The organism is Pedobacter suwonensis, assembly GCF_900111825.1.
GTDB lineage: Bacteria > Bacteroidota > Bacteroidia > Sphingobacteriales > Sphingobacteriaceae > Pedobacter > Pedobacter suwonensis.
This window is the reverse complement of the sequence record NZ_FOJM01000022.1, coordinates 41489-60125: the sequence shown is the minus strand read 5'-3', so window position 1 is coordinate 60125 and position 18637 is coordinate 41489. Positions and strand designations below refer to the sequence as shown.

The 18637-nt window shown below is 38.3% G+C and carries 16 protein-coding genes; 5 read left to right on the top strand and 11 right to left on the bottom strand.

Going from position 1 to position 18637, the window contains the following annotated elements:
* Window positions 1-19: 19 nt before the first annotated feature.
* The 3 genes from trpB to trpD all read right to left on the bottom strand — a co-directional run bounded on the left by trpB (window position 20) and on the right by trpD (window position 2980).
* Window positions 20-1201 carry a tryptophan synthase subunit beta gene (trpB, locus tag BM107_RS22820; protein ID WP_208864448.1) on the bottom strand — a complete coding sequence of 394 codons (1182 nt, stop codon included), beginning with the start codon at window positions 1199-1201 and terminating at the stop codon, window positions 20-22.
* 166 nt (window positions 1202-1367) lie between these two features.
* On the bottom strand, window positions 1368-1997 hold the full coding sequence (locus tag BM107_RS22815) for a phosphoribosylanthranilate isomerase (RefSeq protein ID WP_244278894.1): 630 nt from the start codon (window positions 1995-1997) through the stop codon (window positions 1368-1370).
* Window positions 1991-2980, bottom strand: a complete 990-nt coding sequence (trpD, locus tag BM107_RS22810; RefSeq protein WP_090987709.1) for an anthranilate phosphoribosyltransferase — start codon at window positions 2978-2980, stop codon at window positions 1991-1993. The genes BM107_RS22815 and trpD overlap by 7 nt, the downstream gene beginning before the upstream one ends.
* A gap of 284 nt (window positions 2981-3264) precedes the next feature.
* Between trpD and BM107_RS22805 the strand changes: the two genes are divergently transcribed.
* Window positions 3265-4206 (top strand): ion channel, encoded by a 942-nt coding sequence (locus BM107_RS22805; protein WP_090987679.1) that lies wholly within the window; start codon window positions 3265-3267, stop codon window positions 4204-4206.
* A 327-nt stretch (window positions 4207-4533) separates the two neighbouring features.
* On the opposite strand, the gene BM107_RS22800 is transcribed toward BM107_RS22805, so the two are convergent.
* From BM107_RS22800 to recR, 3 genes are all read right to left on the bottom strand, one after another.
* Window positions 4534-5376, bottom strand: coding sequence for an alpha/beta hydrolase (locus BM107_RS22800; protein WP_244278892.1), 843 nt, complete (start codon window positions 5374-5376; stop codon window positions 4534-4536).
* A 122-nt stretch (window positions 5377-5498) separates the two neighbouring features.
* Window positions 5499-6317: an SDR family oxidoreductase gene (locus BM107_RS22795; protein WP_090987675.1), complete on the bottom strand. Its 819-nt coding sequence runs from the start codon at window positions 6315-6317 to the stop codon at window positions 5499-5501.
* A 152-nt stretch (window positions 6318-6469) separates the two neighbouring features.
* Window positions 6470-7087, bottom strand: a complete 618-nt coding sequence (gene recR, locus BM107_RS22790; RefSeq protein ID WP_090987673.1) for a recombination mediator RecR — start codon at window positions 7085-7087, stop codon at window positions 6470-6472.
* A gap of 426 nt (window positions 7088-7513) precedes the next feature.
* Here recR and BM107_RS22785 point away from each other — a divergent pair, with 426 nt between their 5' ends.
* The 3 genes from BM107_RS22785 (at window position 7514) to BM107_RS22775 (ending at window position 10391) form a co-directional block, all read left to right on the top strand.
* The gene (locus tag BM107_RS22785) at window positions 7514-9022 is read left to right on the top strand and encodes a sodium:solute symporter (RefSeq protein ID WP_090987671.1); all 1509 of its coding nucleotides are present in this window, start codon (window positions 7514-7516) and stop codon (window positions 9020-9022) included.
* A gap of 17 nt (window positions 9023-9039) precedes the next feature.
* Window positions 9040-9747, top strand: a complete 708-nt coding sequence (locus tag BM107_RS22780; RefSeq protein WP_090987668.1) for an LOG family protein — start codon at window positions 9040-9042, stop codon at window positions 9745-9747.
* A gap of 140 nt (window positions 9748-9887) precedes the next feature.
* Window positions 9888-10391, top strand: a complete 504-nt coding sequence (locus BM107_RS22775) for a hypothetical protein (protein ID WP_090987666.1) — start codon at window positions 9888-9890, stop codon at window positions 10389-10391.
* Window positions 10392-10767: 376 nt separating this feature from the next.
* On the opposite strand, the gene BM107_RS22770 is transcribed toward BM107_RS22775, so the two are convergent.
* From BM107_RS22770 to BM107_RS22755, 4 genes are all read right to left on the bottom strand, one after another.
* Entirely contained in the window at window positions 10768-11556 is a 789-nt protein-coding gene (locus BM107_RS22770) for an inositol monophosphatase family protein (RefSeq protein WP_090987664.1), read from the bottom strand.
* 57 nt (window positions 11557-11613) lie between these two features.
* Complete coding sequence (locus tag BM107_RS22765) at window positions 11614-12765, bottom strand: prolipoprotein diacylglyceryl transferase (protein WP_090987662.1); 1152 nt, start codon at window positions 12763-12765, stop codon at window positions 11614-11616.
* A gap of 234 nt (window positions 12766-12999) precedes the next feature.
* Window positions 13000-14322: a tRNA (N(6)-L-threonylcarbamoyladenosine(37)-C(2))-methylthiotransferase MtaB gene (mtaB, locus tag BM107_RS22760; RefSeq protein WP_090987660.1), complete on the bottom strand. Its 1323-nt coding sequence runs from the start codon at window positions 14320-14322 to the stop codon at window positions 13000-13002.
* A gap of 154 nt (window positions 14323-14476) precedes the next feature.
* Entirely contained in the window at window positions 14477-15046 is a 570-nt protein-coding gene (locus BM107_RS22755; protein WP_090987659.1) for a UbiX family flavin prenyltransferase, read from the bottom strand.
* 583 nt (window positions 15047-15629) lie between these two features.
* Here BM107_RS22755 and BM107_RS22750 point away from each other — a divergent pair.
* Complete coding sequence (locus BM107_RS22750) at window positions 15630-17483, top strand: PAS domain-containing sensor histidine kinase (protein WP_090987657.1); 1854 nt, start codon at window positions 15630-15632, stop codon at window positions 17481-17483.
* A gap of 258 nt (window positions 17484-17741) precedes the next feature.
* Here BM107_RS22750 and BM107_RS22745 read toward each other — a convergent pair whose 3' ends face one another.
* Entirely contained in the window at window positions 17742-18605 is an 864-nt protein-coding gene (locus BM107_RS22745; protein ID WP_090987655.1) for an OmpA family protein, read from the bottom strand.
* Window positions 18606-18637 lie beyond the last annotated feature (32 nt).

Genomic DNA, 18637 nt, shown 5'->3' with positions numbered 1-18637 from the left:
TCTCATGTCTCAAACCTATCTATAAATTAAAATATTTAATATAAGTATCCAGATCCTTATCGCCACGACCTGAAAGGCAAACCACCACATTTTCGCCACCTTTGAATTGCATTTTTTCTAAATAAGCCAGCGCATGCGCACTTTCTATCGCCGGAATAATGCCCTCCAGTTTCGTACACAATAAACCTGCTTCCAGACTTTCCTCGTCAGTAATGGAAACATATTGCCCGCGACCGGTTTTGAATAAATGTGCATGCTGTGGGCCAATGCCCGGATAATCCAATCCTGCAGAAACCGAATGAGGCTCTACCACCTGACCATCTGGTGTTTGCATTAAAATACTTCTACTGCCGTGTAAAACGCCTTCGTTACCTAAGTAGGTTGTGGCTGCCGAAAATCCGCTTGATACACCTTTACCTGCTGCTTCAACAGCGATCAGCTTTACATTTTCATCATCCATAAAATGGTAGAACATGCCCATGGCATTACTGCCTCCGCCCACACAGGCTAAAACATAATCAGGCTGATCATTACCCGTTTGCGCTAACAGTTGTTTTTTGGTCTCTTCAGAGATGATCGATTGGAAAATCGCCACCATATCTGGATAGGGGTGCGGACCAACAACTGAACCGATAATGTAATGTGTATCCACAGGATTATTGATCCAGTCGCGCATGGCTTCATTGGTCGCATCTTTCAAAGTTTTACTACCTGAACTTGCCGGAACTACCTTTGCACCCAACATTTTCATACGGGCCACATTTGGCGCCTGGCGCTCAATATCCACCTCACCCATATAAATCACGCACTCCAGGTTACGCAATGCACACACCGTTGCTGTGGCTACGCCATGCTGACCGGCACCAGTTTCGGCGATAATCCGCTTTTTCCCCAGTTTTTCAGCTAATAAAATCTGCCCGATGGTATTGTTGATTTTATGCGCTCCGGTATGATTTAAGTCTTCCCTTTTTAAGAAGATATTGACTCCATACCTTTCCGAATATCTTTTTGCCAGATACAATGGCGAAGGGCGGCCAACGTAGTCTTTCAACAGCTGATGAAATTCCTTCTGGAAATCAGGATCAGCAATGATCTTTAAATAATTCTGACGCAGTTCTTCTACATTCGGATAAAGCATTTCGGGAATGTACGCACCTCCAAAATCTCCGTAATATCCTTTTTCGTTTACTTTGTATTTCATAATATTTATCAACTGGATGTCATACTTATAGCCGTTAAGGTAGCTGTCATCTTGACTGAAGTGCAATCCCGAACGTTCGGGAGAGAGATCTATATTTTACATTGTAGATTTCTCGGCTGCGCTCGAAATGACGATCTATCTCCAGCTAAAATCGTAACATAATATTCTACTTATTCATTTCTTTTATAAATTCTTTAATTTTTTCTGCATCTTTCACACCTGGTTCTGTTTCGAAACGGCTGTTAATATCTAACGCATATAAACGATCATCGTTTACTTTTTTAATAGCAGCGGTATGTTCCAAATCAATTCCACCGCTTAAAAAATAGGGTTTGGTATAAGTGTATCGGTCCAAAACAGACCAATTAAATGTTTTTCCGGATCCACCATGTAATTTTGTTTTGGTGTCGAACAAGAAATAATCAATTCTACCTAAATAAGCTTCCAAAGCTGAAAAATCGAAATCTTCGTCTATCCCAAAAGCCTTAATCACTTCTACAGCGGGAAAACTCAATTTTAATGCGCCACAATATTCAGAAGATTCGCTTCCATGTAACTGAACAGCCTTTAAGTTCAATGTGTTTATTTTTTCTTTTACCTTTTCTAAATCCTCGTTCACAAAAACTCCAACAGTTTTAATTTGAGCAGGAATGTATCTGATCAGTTCTGCCGAAACCTCACTGATCAATCTTGGTGATTTTTCATAAAAGATAAAGCCCATGTAATCTGGCTGCAACTCAGCTACCGCAGCAATATTCGCGGCCAAACGCATTCCACAGATTTTTAACCTTAGCATGCCAGTAATTGTTTAAAACTGTGCAAAGCTTTTTTGTTCATGAGCGATTCTTCAGCTTCATAAAAACAATCGGCGAAAGACATTTCTGGTTTGATGGTCCGGATGGCTAATGCGGCATTGCACAATACTACATTGGTCTGCACATCAGTCGCCACGCCATTAAGCACATCCATAAATATTTTAGCCGATGATGCTACGGTATCACCTCCTTTAATGGTATTTACGTCTACTTTTTCAAATCCCATATCGTTGAGTGTTAAAATCTGCTCACCCTTATTCGAAAAGGTTTTCACATCGCAGGTAAGCGAAACCTCATCATAGCCCTCCAGTGCATGCACAATGGTATAACTTTTATCGGTATCCTGGTATAAATAAGCATATAAACGGGCCAGTTCTAAACTAAAAACACCTACCATCTGGTATTTAGGCTGCCCGGGATTAACCATAGGTCCCAGCATATTAAAAAATGTTTTTACCCCAAGCTCTTTACGGATCGGTGCTACAATTTTCATGGCTGGGTTAAACAGCGGTGCGTGCAAAAAGCAAATGCCCGCGGCATCAAGATTGCGCTTTAAAGTAGCTTCATCATTGGTAAAACTATAGCCCAGGTATTCCATTACATTTGATGATCCGCAGCCCGAAGAAACCCCATAGTTGCCATGCTTGGCTACATGATGCCCCGCCCCCGCTACTACAAATGAAGATAAGGTGGAAATATTGAAAGTATCTTTGCCATCACCTCCTGTACCACAAAGATCAATGAGGTTATAACCGGAAAGATCTACCTTTAGGCACATATCCAGCATGGCATCTCTAAAGCCCTGCAGTTCCTGCACGGTAATGTTCCGCATGGCATAAGCCGTAATAAAAGCAGCAATTTGCGAAGAATTAAATGCACCTTCTGAAATGGAAATTAAAATGTTCTTTGCCTCTTCCCTGCTAAAGCTCTTGTTCTCAAATAAATGGTTTAATATCTTTTTCATGTTTTGTATTCCGCTGGTTGTGTCTCCACAAACCATTTATGTTTATTCTGGTTCGTGGTGACACAAACCATGCGACGTTTAAAAAAAAATTGCATAAAAAAAGGATTGCTTTTCAGGCAATCCCCTTCGTTGTGTTTAAAATATTTTAAAATATATAACAATAGAATCTGCCTAACGAATTTCGTTATGCCACCACCAATTGTTATTTAAGTTTTTAATGATCATGTTTGTATAAAGCAAATATTGACATAGTTTTTTAATATTCCAAAATCTTTCTAAAATATATGGTTTTCTTTAAAAGAAAAGTACAGTTTAATGATGATCTGGGTTTCGGATCCAATCCGGTAACGAAAAATCAGCGCATGCTAAACCCGGATGGTTCTGCAAATATTGAGCGTACGGGCCTGCCCTGGTTTAAGTTCGATGATACCTACACACGTCTGGTCACCATGAGCTGGCCAAGGTTTTTCTTCGTTATTCTGATTGCCTACCTTATTGTGAATACCATATTTGCAGTATTATATAATGTTGTTGGAATCGAGAATTTAGAAGGCGCTAAAGGTTTAACACTCCGCGATCAGTTTTTTGATGCCTTTTTCTTTTCTGCTCAAACCATTTCTACGGTGGGTTATGGCCATATTTCTCCACAGGGGTTTATTACGAGTATTCTGGCTGCTTTCGAGAGTATGCTGGGCCTGCTCGCTTTTGCATTGGCAACAGGTTTGTTGTATGGCCGTTTTAGCAGACCTACCTCAAAAGTGAATTTCAGTAAAAAAATGGTAATCGCACCTTATGAAAAAGGCCATGGTTTAATGTGCCGTTTGGTTAACTTACGCCGTAATCAGCTTATTGAGGTGGAGGTACAAATGGTGATGTCGTACAATGAAACCGTTGATGGCAAACAAATAAGAAGGTTTTACCCTTTGGCGCTGGAACGCGATAAAATCGGCATCCTGTCATTAAACTGGACTTTAGTACACCCTATTACAGAAGACAGTCCTTTATACGAAAAATCGTTAACGGAACTACAACAGGCAGAGGTCGAAGTTTTCGTTATGCTTAAGGCATTTGATGATACATTTTCCCAAACCATTCATACGCGCACGAGCTATCAGGATGAAGATATAGAAATGGATGCAAAGTTCGAAAAAATGCATTACCATAATGAAGAAGGTAAAATAGTAATGGATTATAGTAAGCTGGATAAGATTACGCGAACGGTATAATGGTCTCTTTTGTTTAAAAGATTCTTTTCTTTTTTGGAAAGCAGGGTACGGTGCCAGTCGGTTATGATAGCCCCGCCATACGCTGCAATCTTTTTGTTGCGTAGCCATCATACTGAAGCACCAATCTGTTGAATAGGCTGCAGACGGCAGGATATTCGGGTTTACTGTCAACAAAAAGGATTTCCGCTGCTGTCAGGTTTAGGTGGGTTGGGTTGGTACAATAAATAGACCACCCCGCCTTATAGGCAGCCCTCCAACGGAAGGGAATTAAAAAATGATCTAGAAGTGTCAACTTTAATAGCAAAGAGGCAAGAAAATTTACAAATCTTACGAAGATGTCTTTTGTATAAAATCCAAAATATCCTTATACAACTGATTTCCACCAAAAATCATCTGACTGATCATCGGTACATGGCTTTTGCCCTTAATTTCTTTTATCTCTACAGGCACATGGTTCGCCTTAAGCTTTTCATATAACCTCGGCGTTTGTAATTTAATGGCACCATATGTTTTACTACCATAAAAGAGTAAATGTGGATTTTTAATATTGTTTACATAAGCTAAGGGTGAGGCACTTTTCCAAACCGCAGGCCGTTCCGTAAAGGTCCGGATGAAATCGAAATAAAAATGGTCTTTTTCGGCTGTGGTTAAATATTCTTCCATATCGAGTCCGAAGGGATCATTCAAAATTACACCTTTAATTGGATTAGATATCCCAGCCTTATTAAAATATTTAGGATCTGCATTGATCAGTTCAGCCAAGTGCGCCCCTGCAGAATGTCCCATTATAAAAATCTGCTCTGCACTTCCGGTAAAATCAGCAATATGTTCTTTAACCCATTTTACAGCTAAAGCACAATCATTGCCCATCTCTCCATACTGAACATTTGGTGCCAAAGGATAATTAATAATGACCGTAACCACACCTTTGCGTGCAAAATTCCTGCCTAGCCACCAATACGTTTCTTTTTTACCACTGCTCCACGAGCCACCATGAATAAAAACTAAAACGGGTTTATTTTTGATACTATCGTTTTTATAAAAAATATTCAGCGTATTGGCTTCATCGGTGTTGCCAGCATAATTGATATTTTTTACCTTTTTAACTTGTGCAGCAGAAAGTAACGTTTGAAACAAGAGCATTAATAAAACAACGTATTTGTACATCATAAAGGTTTTCCAACTCAACAGTTAATAAACGAAATTGTTGTTAGTGTGGATTTATTGATAGTATCAGGTATCGAGTATCTAGTATCAAGACATAATCAACTTGCGCACTTAAACCTTCTACCTTAAGCCTTTATCAACGGATTCTTTTCTTTCGCAAACAAATCAAATACCTTGTTATCTACAAAAGCCGGAAACAGTTTGTTCATCCATACGGCCAGTTTGCCTTGTCTGGTCATCACCAAAGTGCGTTTTCGCTGTTCAATGCCATCGGCAATTATCCCGGCCACTTCTTCCGATGTCATCATTTTACCTTCGTCCATACTGGTTTCGCCGTGTGCTGCACCATCTTTAGATAAAGCCGTTACCCGGATATTCGAAGCCGTAAACCCTGGACAAGCCACCATCACATTTACTCCGGTTTTGAGCAATTCGGTACGTAAAGACTCCATAAAACCATTCATGGCGAACTTAGAAGCCGAATAACCTGTACGGCCCGGCAAACCACGGTAACCCGCAATAGACGATACGCCCACCACTGTTCCCTTTGTTTTTAAAATTTCAGGAAGTGCATATTTGGTACAATATACTGTTCCCCAAAAGTTTACATCCATCAGGTTTTTAAGCACTGATAAATCCAGATCGTTAAACAGGGCTCGCATCGATAATCCGGCATTATTTATCAGAATATCAATTCTCTGAAAAGAAACCAGGGTTTGTTTTATGATGAGTTCGCAATCGTCCTCTTTACTCACATCGGCTTGTACCGCAACCGCTCTTATGCCATATTTTTTCTCTAAATCAGCAGTAATTTCGCAAAGGGTAACGTATTGACGGGCAGCTAAAACCAGATTGGCCCCACGCCTGGCAAATTCTTCCGCGCAGGCTTTTCCAATTCCGCTTGATGCTCCGGTAATGATAATTACTTTATTCTTTAGGTTCATTTGTAGTAGTGAGTATTAAGTAGTAAGTATTGAGTAGGAGTAATAAGTATCTAGTATTGAGTATCAAGTATCGAGTATCAAGAAGAAGGTAAATGATAAGTCCCAATCTGTGATTTTATGCCTAATGCCTGCTACTTTATACCTAATGCTAATTATTTCATCATTGCAGTTTCGTAAGGTACGCGGGTAATGATCGATCGGCCCAGGGTAATTTCATCGGCATATTCTAGTTCACCTCCGAAAGCAATTCCACGTGCAATGGTGGTTACCGGTACATTAAATTCTTTCAGCCTTTTATAGAGATAGAACAAGGTGGTATCTCCTTCCATATTCGGACTGAGCGCCAAAATCACTTCTTTGATCCCCCCTGCTGTCATCCTGGCTACCAAACCATCAATAAACAGATCAGAAGGCCCTACTCCATCCATTGGCGAAATTAAACCACCTAAAACATGGTAAACCCCGAAATATTGACCGGTATTTTCAATAGCCATGACATCACGCGTATCTTCTACCACACAAATGGTTTCTTTATCCCGTTTATGCGATGTACAGATTTCACAAATTGAGTAATCGGAAATATTATGGCAGGTACTGCAGTGTTTAATCTGTTGTTTAAGTTTTATAAACGTATTACCAAACTGATTTACCTCCTCCTGCTCCTTATTTAAAAGATGTAATACCAAACGTAAAGCTGTCTTTTGCCCTACACCAGGAAGTTTTGAGAATTCGTTTACCGCATCTTCAAGCAGTTTGGATGAAAAATTCATAGTGCAAAAATAGATAAAAAGGTTCATTGGTTCAATAGTGAATGGTCATTGGTCAATAGTTTATTGATCAATAGTCCATAGTAAATGGTAACTGCAAATTGCCAACTTAAAACTGGATATTGGTTCATTGGTCAATAGTGAATAGTTCATTGGTCCATAGTAAATGGTAACTGCAAATTGCCAACTGAAAACTGGATATTGATTCATTGGTCAATAGTCCATAGTAAATGCAAATTGCCAACTGAAAACTGGATATTGATTCATTGGTCAATAGTCCATAGCGAGTGGTAACTGCAAATTGCCGACTGAAAACTGCAAATGGCTATCATTCACTTTGACTTCGGACTTCTGACTTCCGACACCGGACTAATAACATATTGCTTGATTTGATAGTTTTCTTTACATTTATCAGCTTAAATCAAAAATATGTCACCAACCATTCTCTTGTGTTTTCTAATTGGCTACTTTCTGCTACTGATTATCATTTCGTTTGTAACTTCTCAAAAATCCTCAGACAACAGCACCTTCTTTGTTGCCAACAGAAATTCTAAATGGTACCTGGTGGCATTCGGCATGATTGGAACAGCACTATCTGGTGTTACCTTTATTTCGGTACCCGGAGAAGTTGGTGCACCTAGCGGAAACCAGTTTCAATATTTTCAGTTTGTGCTGGGTAACGCGGTTGGTTTTATCATTATAGCTACCGTTTTACTGCCGCTTTATTATCGGATGAACTTAACCTCTATTTATGGTTATATTGAGAAGAGATTAGGCCATTATAGCTACAAAACAGCTGCCTCAATATTTCTATTGAGCCGAACTTTAGGATCAGCAACCCGACTATACCTCGTCGTAATCGTATTGCAACGTTTTATTTTCGACAGCTATGGTGTTCCATTCTGGTTAACGGTACTCATTTCGTTGGCGTTGATATGGTCTTACACATTTAAAGGTGGATTAAAAACCATTATTATTACTGATACATTGCAGACCTTCTTTCTTGTGCTTTCGGTTTTTCTCACCATTTATTTTATTTGCAACAGTCTTGATTTCAATATTCCACAGGCATTTGAAACTGTAAAAAACAGCAGCTATTCTAAAATATTCTTCTTCGATGATTTCCTCATCAATAAGTTCTATTTCAGCAAACAGTTTATCGGAGGTATTTTTGTAACCATTGCCATGACAGGCCTTGATCAGGACCTGATGCAAAAAAACCTGAGTATGGGAACCATCCAGGAAGCGAAAAAAAATATGTTCACCTTTACCGGCGTGTTTGTCATCTTAAATATTTTCTTCTTAAGTGTCGGTGCATTATTATACATCTATGCGAGTAAAAATGGTATTGATATTCCTTTAGATCACGTTACAGGTAAACCTCGTACGGATTTATTGTTCCCCGAAATCGCATTGAACAACTTAGGCTCCGTTCCGGCCATTATTTTTATGCTGGGCTTAACCGCAGCCACCTTTGCCACAACAGATTCGGCGCTAACGGCTTTAACCACTTCGTTCTGCGTAGACTTTCTGGGCATGGCTAAAGCAGAAAATGTAAATGCAGAAAATGCTGTAAAAAAACGCCATACGGTACACATTGTTTTTTCTGTTTTGATGTTCCTGGTGATTATTGTAATCAATGCTTTGAACAGTTCATCAGTTGTGAGCTTAATTTTCACCATTGCTTCTTATACCTACGGACCGCTTTTGGGCTTATATAGTTTTGGGCTTTTTGTAAAAAAACGCGGTCTGCATGATAAATTAGTGCCAATAGTTTGCTTATTATCACCTTTTTTATGTTACTTGCTTGCAAGCAATTCTGCTGAAATATTAGGAGGATATGTTTTTAGTGTTGAACTGATTTTAATCAACGGTTTAATCACATTTATAGGTTTGTTATTCATCAGCAAAAAAACTGATGCACAGACCAGATTTTAATATTAGAATAACAGTATATGACGAGTGAAGAAAAAATTAGAAGTGCTTTTGAGAACAAAGACTGGCAGGAAATCAAAGTAACCGATTCCTGGCAAATTTTTAAAATCATGGCCGAATTTGTAGACGGCTTTGAAAAACTAGCTAAAATTGGTCCATGCGTTACCATTTATGGCTCTGCGCGTACGGCTCAAACAAACCGATACTATCAACTGGCAGAACAGTGTGGTAAATTGTTAACTGATAGAGGTTATGGTGTAATTACGGGCGGTGGGCCTGGCATTATGGAGGCTGGTAACAAGGGTGCCCATACCAATGGCGGTAAGTCGGTAGGTTTGAACATAGAGTTACCATTTGAGCAATTCCATAATAAATATATTGATCATAATAAATTGCTGGAGTTTGATTATTTCTTTGTGCGCAAAGTAATGTTTATGAAATATAGTCAGGGTTTTGTGGTATTACCAGGTGGTTTTGGAACTATGGATGAGTTATTTGAGGCCCTAACCCTGATCCAGACCGGCAAGATTGCCCGTTTCCCGATTGTACTGGTAGGCGTTGATTATTGGGGTGGACTAATCGACTGGATTAAGGGAACCATGTTACAAAAAGAGCATAATATCCATGAAGAGGATTTAAACCTGTTCAGACTGGTTGATACTGCCGAAGAGGCTGCAGAACATATTTTCCGTTTTTACGATAAATATGTGCTTAAACCGAATTTCTAATTTATCGGTTAACCGTTACAATTGGTTAATTGCCAATTGAAAACTGAAAACTGCCAACTGAAAAAGTGCTTACCAACAATAGGCACTTTTTTTATGTAACAACTCTAAACCTCCTGCATCTAAAATAAAACACAATTAAAATGTCAAAATTGATCAACTGGAAGAGCGATTGGTTTAATGGAAATTTTAAACTCTTTGCAGATGGGCTTCAGAAAGGGGCCATAACTTTTGGAGTGTGGACAAGCAGTGCTGAAAGTGTGTTTGAAGATCAAAATTATCAGTTTGTAAGTGAGGGATTCTGGCAATCAAACACGAAGGTAATCGACCGGAAAACGAATGAAGTGATCGCTGTTATTACATACGATAGCTGGAAATCAAAAGCATTAATCAGCCTGACAAACGGAAAACAGTATGAATGGAAATCAACAGGCATCTGGAAATCACAATGGACCGTAAGTAATTATCAGGATGAACACATTATGTATACGTGTAGTAACAATAGTGGGGTTATATCTTCAGATACTGATAATAAATTACTGATGATTGCGGGTTTATTTATTAAACAGGTTTACAACAGGCAGCTCTTTATTCTGATCGCTTGCATTGTTCCGATCATTACGACGTCAACACTTCGTCATCATTAGGATTTTTAATAAAATTCTTTGGGCTGAACAAGCACGCTAAATAAAGATTATATACTATTAATTATCAGAAAATTAACCCTATATCAATAAAGTTTTTACTGAACCAATTTCCTTATTATTGTTTCAAAAATGCTTTATATTATACTGGATTGATCAAGGTAAATTTCAAAAATATCAGTAGTTATATAGACTTTATTCTTCCAGGAATACCAACCCACATACCTGATTAATGGGTTAGCACCGAAGTATTGACAGGCATTTATCTTTCAGTTTTTAAAAACCGTTCATCGTTTAACTTTCAATATTGATCGTGAGGCGAATCTAAGGGTATTTACAGTAAAAATTCGATAACTTTCCAATCAAGGCTACGGCCGATTTAAAAATATCTTTTTATCGCTTCCAGCATTTCAGCAGTTAATTTTCCATTCGTGGCTAAAATTTCCCTTTTCTCAAAGTAATTATTACCTCCAGAGAAATCGCAAACTTCTCCGCCAGCTTGCTGAACAATGAAACACCCGGCTGCAAAATCCCATTGCTGCAGGTTATATTCAAAAAATGCATCGAAACGTCCGCAAGCAGTATATACCAGGTCTATAGCTGCCGCACCAATCCTACGAACTCCGTGGCTTTTCTGCATCATTTCAGCTAATAATTTTAAGTATTTCTCTTGTTTATCAAACTGATAATATGGAAAACCCGTAGCCAGCAGGCTTGACTTTAAATCTGGATTGCCGGAAACCCCAATTTCCTTTTTATTCATCAGAGCAGGTCCACCTTTATAAGAATAAAACATCTCTCCCCGATTTAACTCGTAAACCACACCTATTGCAGGAAGCCCATCTTCATAAAGCGCTACACTAATGCCATAGGCCGGGATGCCATGAATAAAGTTCGTTGTACCATCTAAGGGATCAATGATCCAAGTATAGGTTTTCCCAATGCGGTTAATGGTTTTTTCTTCGGTGATAAAACCTGCATCAGGAATTAATTTTTCCAGATTTTGAACAAGTTTCTGCTCTGCTGTTTTATCAACATAAGAAACCATATCATTTAATCCTTTATATTCTATTTTCTGAACATCAAACTGCATGGCTTCTTTGCGGATAAAATTTCCGGTAAGCTTAACAATCGAGATCACTTTATTGCACAGTAATTCGTAATTCATAATTATTTAACAACAGAATAATGCTGTTGTTGGATTTTAATTGAATTTATCAGGTTCTTATTGGACTAATTGGTTCTTGTTCCGCAAAGCATAAGCACTTAGCGCAATGCCCCCCACAACAAGAAAAGTTGAAATCATTTCTGCCTGTGTAAAAGATAAGCCAAAAACATGGTACTTGGAGTTTACACGAATCAACTCAATACAAAAACGTTCAACACCGTTCAAGATCATGTAAATACCAAACATTAAACCAGGCGCTTTTATTTTATCCCTTATACTCCACAGAAAGGCAAAAAGGATTAAACATATAATCACTTCGTAAAGCGGTGTCGGATACACGCCTTGTGCCAATTCGTTACAAAACTTACCGGTACAGCCTGGAATGGGAATACCCTCGCCTACCACATTGTTTGGATATTTGTAAGACCATAACCAATCCGGCAGCCAGGAGAACGGTTTCGGGTTAGGATTTACAATGCCCCAGTCGCCATCACCTGCCATATGACAGCCAATACGACCAACTGCATAAGCCAGCATCATGCCGGGTCCACCTACGTCCAACATATGTAAGGGTTTAATGCCGTTTCGCTTTGCAATGATCAATACCGCTGCGCCACCGCAGATTAAGCCACCATAAAAGGTTAAACCGCTAAACGATAATAAGCGTTCTATAGGATGTTGAACAAAATCATCCCAATATTCCAGATTATCAAAGAATTTCGCCCCTAAAAATCCCCAGATAGCCGCCCATACAATCAGGTTACTCATGATCTGATATGGGTGGATGATTACCTGTGTTTCTTTTGGTTTATCTAATTTATGCTTATTCTTTTCAGTATAATCCCAGTAAGCAAATAAGCCAGCAAAAAACAAACCACCAATTATATTTCCCTGGGTCGACATTAAAACGGACTGGGCATCATTTACAAAAAGTTTATAGTTCAGTAATGCGTAAACCAGCTTGTAACCGATAACAAAGCCAAAAAGGCCATTCATAATCAATTCTGACGTGGTTGCGGGCTTACCCACTATAATGGTCTTTTTAATTGGATGGAGTATGCCTAATGCTTCTTTACGTTTAAGCTCTTTGGTAAAAGCCCAGTAACCGGCAACAAACGCGAGCGCCACAAAAACACCGAATGTATTAAATGGAAGCGGTAAATTAATGCCGAAAAGGTATTCTAAAAAATGTGAAACGGTAGGAAACATAGAAATATTTTGTTGCGAAGATAGGAAAGAAAGAGTAAAGACCAAAGTGGAAAGACTGATGTTCAAGGACGAAGGCTAAAAGACTAATAATTTATGGAACACGATATTTCTATCCCATCGTCCATTTTTTACATCGTCCATTTTACACCTTAACGTTAAAAGATTCTTCACTGCGTTCAGAATGACAGTAAAAGGTATTTGACAGAAACTTCAGACTAAGGGCTGAAGACTAAACTAATGATGTGCCAGCGTAGTTTCCAATTCGGCTACTTCCACTTCTCCGTCGGCAGTAATCCCTAAAAGCTTAACCGCTTTCAATTCGTTTACCATAACCGGATCGTATTTAGCCCGCACTTTTACATAATTTTTGGTAAAACCGTGCATATAACCAGATTTCTGATCTGCTTCAAAAAGTACTTCTCCTTCATTACCAATCTGCGATTCGTAGAAAGCCCTACGTTTTTTATCAGATAAGATATGAAGCATTTTACTGCGTTCATTCCGTTCACTTCCGGCTACAACACCTTTCATTTCGGCCGCTGCTGTCAGCTCACGTTCAGAATAAGTAAATACATGCAGATAAGAAATATCCAGTTGATTTAAAAATTGATAGGTATCCAAAAAATCTTCTTTCGTTTCGCCGGGGAATCCTACAATTACATCCACACCAATACAACAGTTTGGCATTACCTCCTTAATTTTAGCAACACGTTCTACATACAGATCACTCCGATAACGGCGGCGCATTAATCCCAAAATTTTATCAGAGCCAGATTGTAAAGGAATATGAAAATGCGGAACAAACCTTTTTGAAGTGGCTACAAATTCTATAATTTCATTGCTTAATAAATTTGGTTCAATAGAGGATATCCTAATTCTTTCAATTCCTTCCACTTCATCCAGGGCTTTAACCAGGTCGAAAAACTTGTCTTCGCGTTTCCCGTTTCTGATTCCGAAATCACCAAGATTTACACCCGTTAATACAATTTCTTTAACACCGCTTTCGGCAATCATTTTAGCACGGTTTACCACATTTTCAATGGTATCGCTACGGCTTGCACCGCGTGCTAAAGGAATGGTACAATAAGTACATGGATAATCGCAGCCATCCTGCACTTTTAAGAAGGTACGCGTTCTATCGCCAATTGAATAGGATGCAATAAAGTTATGGTTAACTTTCTCTATATTCTGCTGATGAACAAGCGCTTTTGGCTGTTTTGTTAAATCAGTAATGTATTCAACAATTCTGAATTTTTCGGCCGCACCTAAAACCATGTCAACACCTTCTATTTCGGCAATTTCCTGAGGTTTTAACTGGGCATAACAACCTACAATGGTTACAAAGGCATTTGGCGAATACTTTAAAGCCTCTTTAACAACTTTACGGCATTTTTTATCCGCATGTTCAGTTACAGAACAGGTATTGATTACATAAACATCAGCCTGGTCCTGAAATTCTACCACAGCATAACCGGCATCGGTAAACAAGCGACCGATGGTTGAAGTCTCAGAGAAATTGAGTTTACAACCTAATGTATAAAATGCGACCTTTTTCATTGAAGCTGCAAAGATAGGAAATTAGATTTGAGTATGGAGATATGGAATTCGAGATTAAGGGTAAATTACAGTCTATTAACAAAGGAGTTGGCAATTTTAAGTTTTCAGTTGACTACAAACTGAGAATTGCAAACTGAGAATTGCAAACTGAAAACTATTTCTCCTGCCAACGGTAGCTTTCCTGCTCGAAACCCGCCAAATCCAATACCCTACTCACTACCGTTCCGGCAACCTCTTCTATCGTTTGGGGTAAACTGTAAAATGATGGGTTAGCCGGACAAATAATGCCTCCAGCTTCAGTAACCATTTTCATATTGTTGATGTGAATCAGGCTAAATGGGGTATCTCTTACTACAGCTATTAATTTTCTGCGTTCTTTTAACACCACATCTGCCGCTCTGGAAATTAAGTCGTTAGATATTCCATGCGCTATCCTGCCCAAGGTACCCATTGAGCAAGGGACAATTATCATGGTATCATATTTAGCCGATCCTGAGGCAAAAGGTGCATTAAAATCATTTTTGTTATAAAAGTTAAACGCTGTAAACTGGTTATAATCCTGATTTCCCAGCTCGAATTGCCAAACTGCTTTTGCATTATCACTCATCACTATGCCTACTGCCTCTATCTGGTCTCTTAATTTCAGCAACTGATCAAACAAAACCTTTGCATATATCGAACCGCTGGCACCCGTAACGGCAACAATTACTTTCTTTTTCATCATAACCACAAAAGTAGTTTATCTAAATTGATTAAAACAAAAAAGGGCCAGAACAATGTTCTGACCCTACATCTACCTATGAAAAACATACCCTCGAAAGGGTAAGAACAAATATATATAATTTTTTAAAAAAATATAAACAAGAAACGCGAAATCGTTTAAATCAGCTAATTAGCTTTAAATTTAATCACAAACATCTGATTTACAGTATAATAATTTTAAACAAATTTACTTAAAAACTTTTTAACAACTTAAAAAGACACTTTTTTTATTAAAATTGACAATAATTTTGTAGTATAAAATATACAATTATAATCATTAGTGTTTCAAGAAATAATGAGTAAGAAGATTTTCTATTTTTAAATTTACATTTTTTTGATGTTGACCTAACCTGCTACCGATCAAAATCTCAATAAGCTGACGCTTTCAAAACTTAAAAGTTACTGGGGTTTTCTTTAATCCAGTGTAAACTACCGTAGTATAATTCCCCGTATAGGTTATATCGTATCAAATATGATAAAGATCTGTGAATCGATTGGAATTTAGTGTTTAACGGTTATATTTGAGAAAGTGTCATCTCAGATTTATGATAGATTTAGCTTCGCCATTTTTAAAGGCATTATTAAAACATGCTACAAACCCTGTAGTCATTTTTAAAATTAAGCCGGTATTAGTAGTGGTAGAACATAATGACGCTTACCAGGCTTTAATAACGTGCGTTGGCGGGAAGTCAGAATCCTATAATATCGATATTATCCCTGACCTCCTATCTGATGATGAAAGAACGACGCTGATTAAAACAGTTCAAAACGTAAGTGAGCTCAAAACCAGGCAAAGCCTGACCGTTCATCCTATCTATTCAAATTCCCCGCATGTAAAATGGGAGCTCGAATTCTCGCCGGTATTACAAAGCAACCGCCCTGTTGAATACCTCATTTGCTCATTAAAGGAAATCCCGGTGAACGAGAACGACCTGGAGCACATTTTACTTGAGCTTTCGGAAAGCGAAATGCGTTTTAGAGGTTTTTTTGAGCAAGCGCCCTTAGGCATGTGTGTTTTGAGGGGCCCCGAACTTATTACGGAGTATGCGAATGACAATATATTAAAACTCTGGGGCAAGAGTAGAAAAGAGGTTATCGGAATATCTTTGGAAGATGCAAGACCGGAATTTCAAACACAACAGGCGCTGGTAAAACGTGTAAAAGACATTTTCAAAAACAAGCAAACGCTAACAATCAATGAATTGAAACTCTCTACTCTGGTTTCGGATGGGTATTTTATTGCGCTTTATGAACCCTTAAAGAATGATAAAAACGAAGTAACCAGCATCTTGTTGATTATTAAAGATATTACCGAACAGGTAAATTTTAAAAAGGAACTTCTTAAAGCGAAAGACATTTTAAAAATAGCCATGGATGCCTCCGAAATGGGATCATGGAATATCGACCTATCAAACAAGCAGGTGCTATTATCTGAAAGGGCGCAACAGATCTATGAAATTGAGCATAACAGGTTAGATATCGAGGAGGCCAAATCCATGATCTGCCAGGAAGATATGGGGCATCTAACCCGGGGTATCATACGCGCACTACACAACCGCGATGCCTTTAACATTGAATATCAGATTAACCTTAAAGGCGTTAATGAAAAGCGCAAATGGATACGAACTGCGGGAAAGGCTTATTACAACGAAGATGGAACGGCTATTTATATCGCGGGGGCAATTCTGGATATTACAGAACACAAACAGGATGAAATAAGAAAAAATGACTTTATCAGTATGGTTAGTCATGAGCTTAAAACACCTTTAACTTCTTTAAGCGCGTACGTACAGCTTTTACAATATAAATCTAAACAAACAGATAATGTTTTCTCTGCTCAAATACTTGATAAGATAAATATTCAAATGAAAAAAATGTCGATAATGATTGATGGTTTTCTGAATGTTTCCTTACTAGAATCCGGTAAAATATTATTGAACAAAACAAATTTTAACCTTACTGCGCTGGTTAAGACCATTGCTGAAGAAACCAGGATGGTTTCGCCTAGCCATTTTATCCAGGTACTTGGCCCGGAAGAATTGATTGTACATGCCGATATGGAAAAAATCGGAAGTGTTGTGAACAACCTGATTGGCAACGCGCTAAAATATTCCAGAAAAGAATCGCTGATTGCAATAAAATGTGAAATACAAGACGATTATGCAGTTGTAAGTGTAGAAGATGAGGGTCTGGGCATTAGAGAAAATGATCTACCGCGGCTTTTTGATCGTTTTTATCGCGTAGAAAGTCCTGATACCAAAACCATTGCAGGCTTTGGGGTAGGCTTATATATTTGTGCTGAAGTAATTGAAAGGCACAATGGAAAAATATGGGTAGAAAGTAAAGTAGGAAAAGGCTCTATATTTTATTTCAGTTTACCTTTTTCAACTGAGCAATGAACTCACACCTTTCTGAAGATATGATTGAATATGTTAATCTCTATTTCTTTAGTTGATCACTCCAAAACATGCTCTTGCCATTCAATATCAAAAACATTTTCAAAGGTATTATAAGTACTTAACAGCTATTGTTGAACCAACTAGTAAATTCTGGCACTTATAAGCACAAAAGAACATCAAAAAGGGAAGAAAAACCTTGAAACCAAAAAAGGGCTGAAAATTTAATTTCAACCCTCTGTAATTTCGATTAGTTATGCACTATTTTTGAGATTGCTCAGGCGCTTTCCCGATCAGATCCATAAACTGGTCCAGTTTAGGCGTGATGATAATCTGTGTACGTCTGTTTTTTGCTTTTCCACCAGCGGTTGCATTATCTGCAATTGGGTTAAACTCTCCACGTCCGCCCGCAGTTAAACGCTTGGGGTCTACCGCATATTTGTTCTGTAATACCTGCACTACAGATGAAGCACGTAAAGCACTCAAATCCCAGTTGTTTCGTATATTAGGCTGAGAAATAGGCACATTATCTGTATTACCTTCTATCAGTACATCATAAGTGTCGTAATCTTTAATGATCTTGGCAATTTTACTCAATGTTTCGCCGGCTTTATCTGATACTTCATAGCTACCAGATTTATATAACATATTGTCAGCCAAAGATATATACACCACACCTTTAAGCACCTGTACATCAACATCTCCCAATTCTTCACGACTCAGCGAACGCGTCAGGTTATTGGTTAATACCATATTAAGGGAATCGCTTTTATTTTTGGCGTTTACCAGTTGTTTGATGTATTTGTTCGAACTATTAATTTCATCAACCAGTTTTGAAATATTTACATTCCCTTGGCTGCTGGAATTTAAACATTTGTTCAATGCCTCTTGTAATGCCGCTACGTTAGCCTTTTCTGATGCAATCTGCTCTTCCAAACTTCTAACCCTGCTCGTACTTCCGCTAAGTTCGCGCTGACTATCCTGGTATTTATTGCTAAGTTCCTGATTTCTCTCTCTTAACTTCGAATAGGTATCCTGAAGCTCGGCATATTTTTTATTGCTCACACAACCTGCAGCAAGCGCCAGGGTAAAGAGCATTATGGGAATTGATTTGTATAATTTCATAATATTACTTTATTTATTATTACTGCATCAGC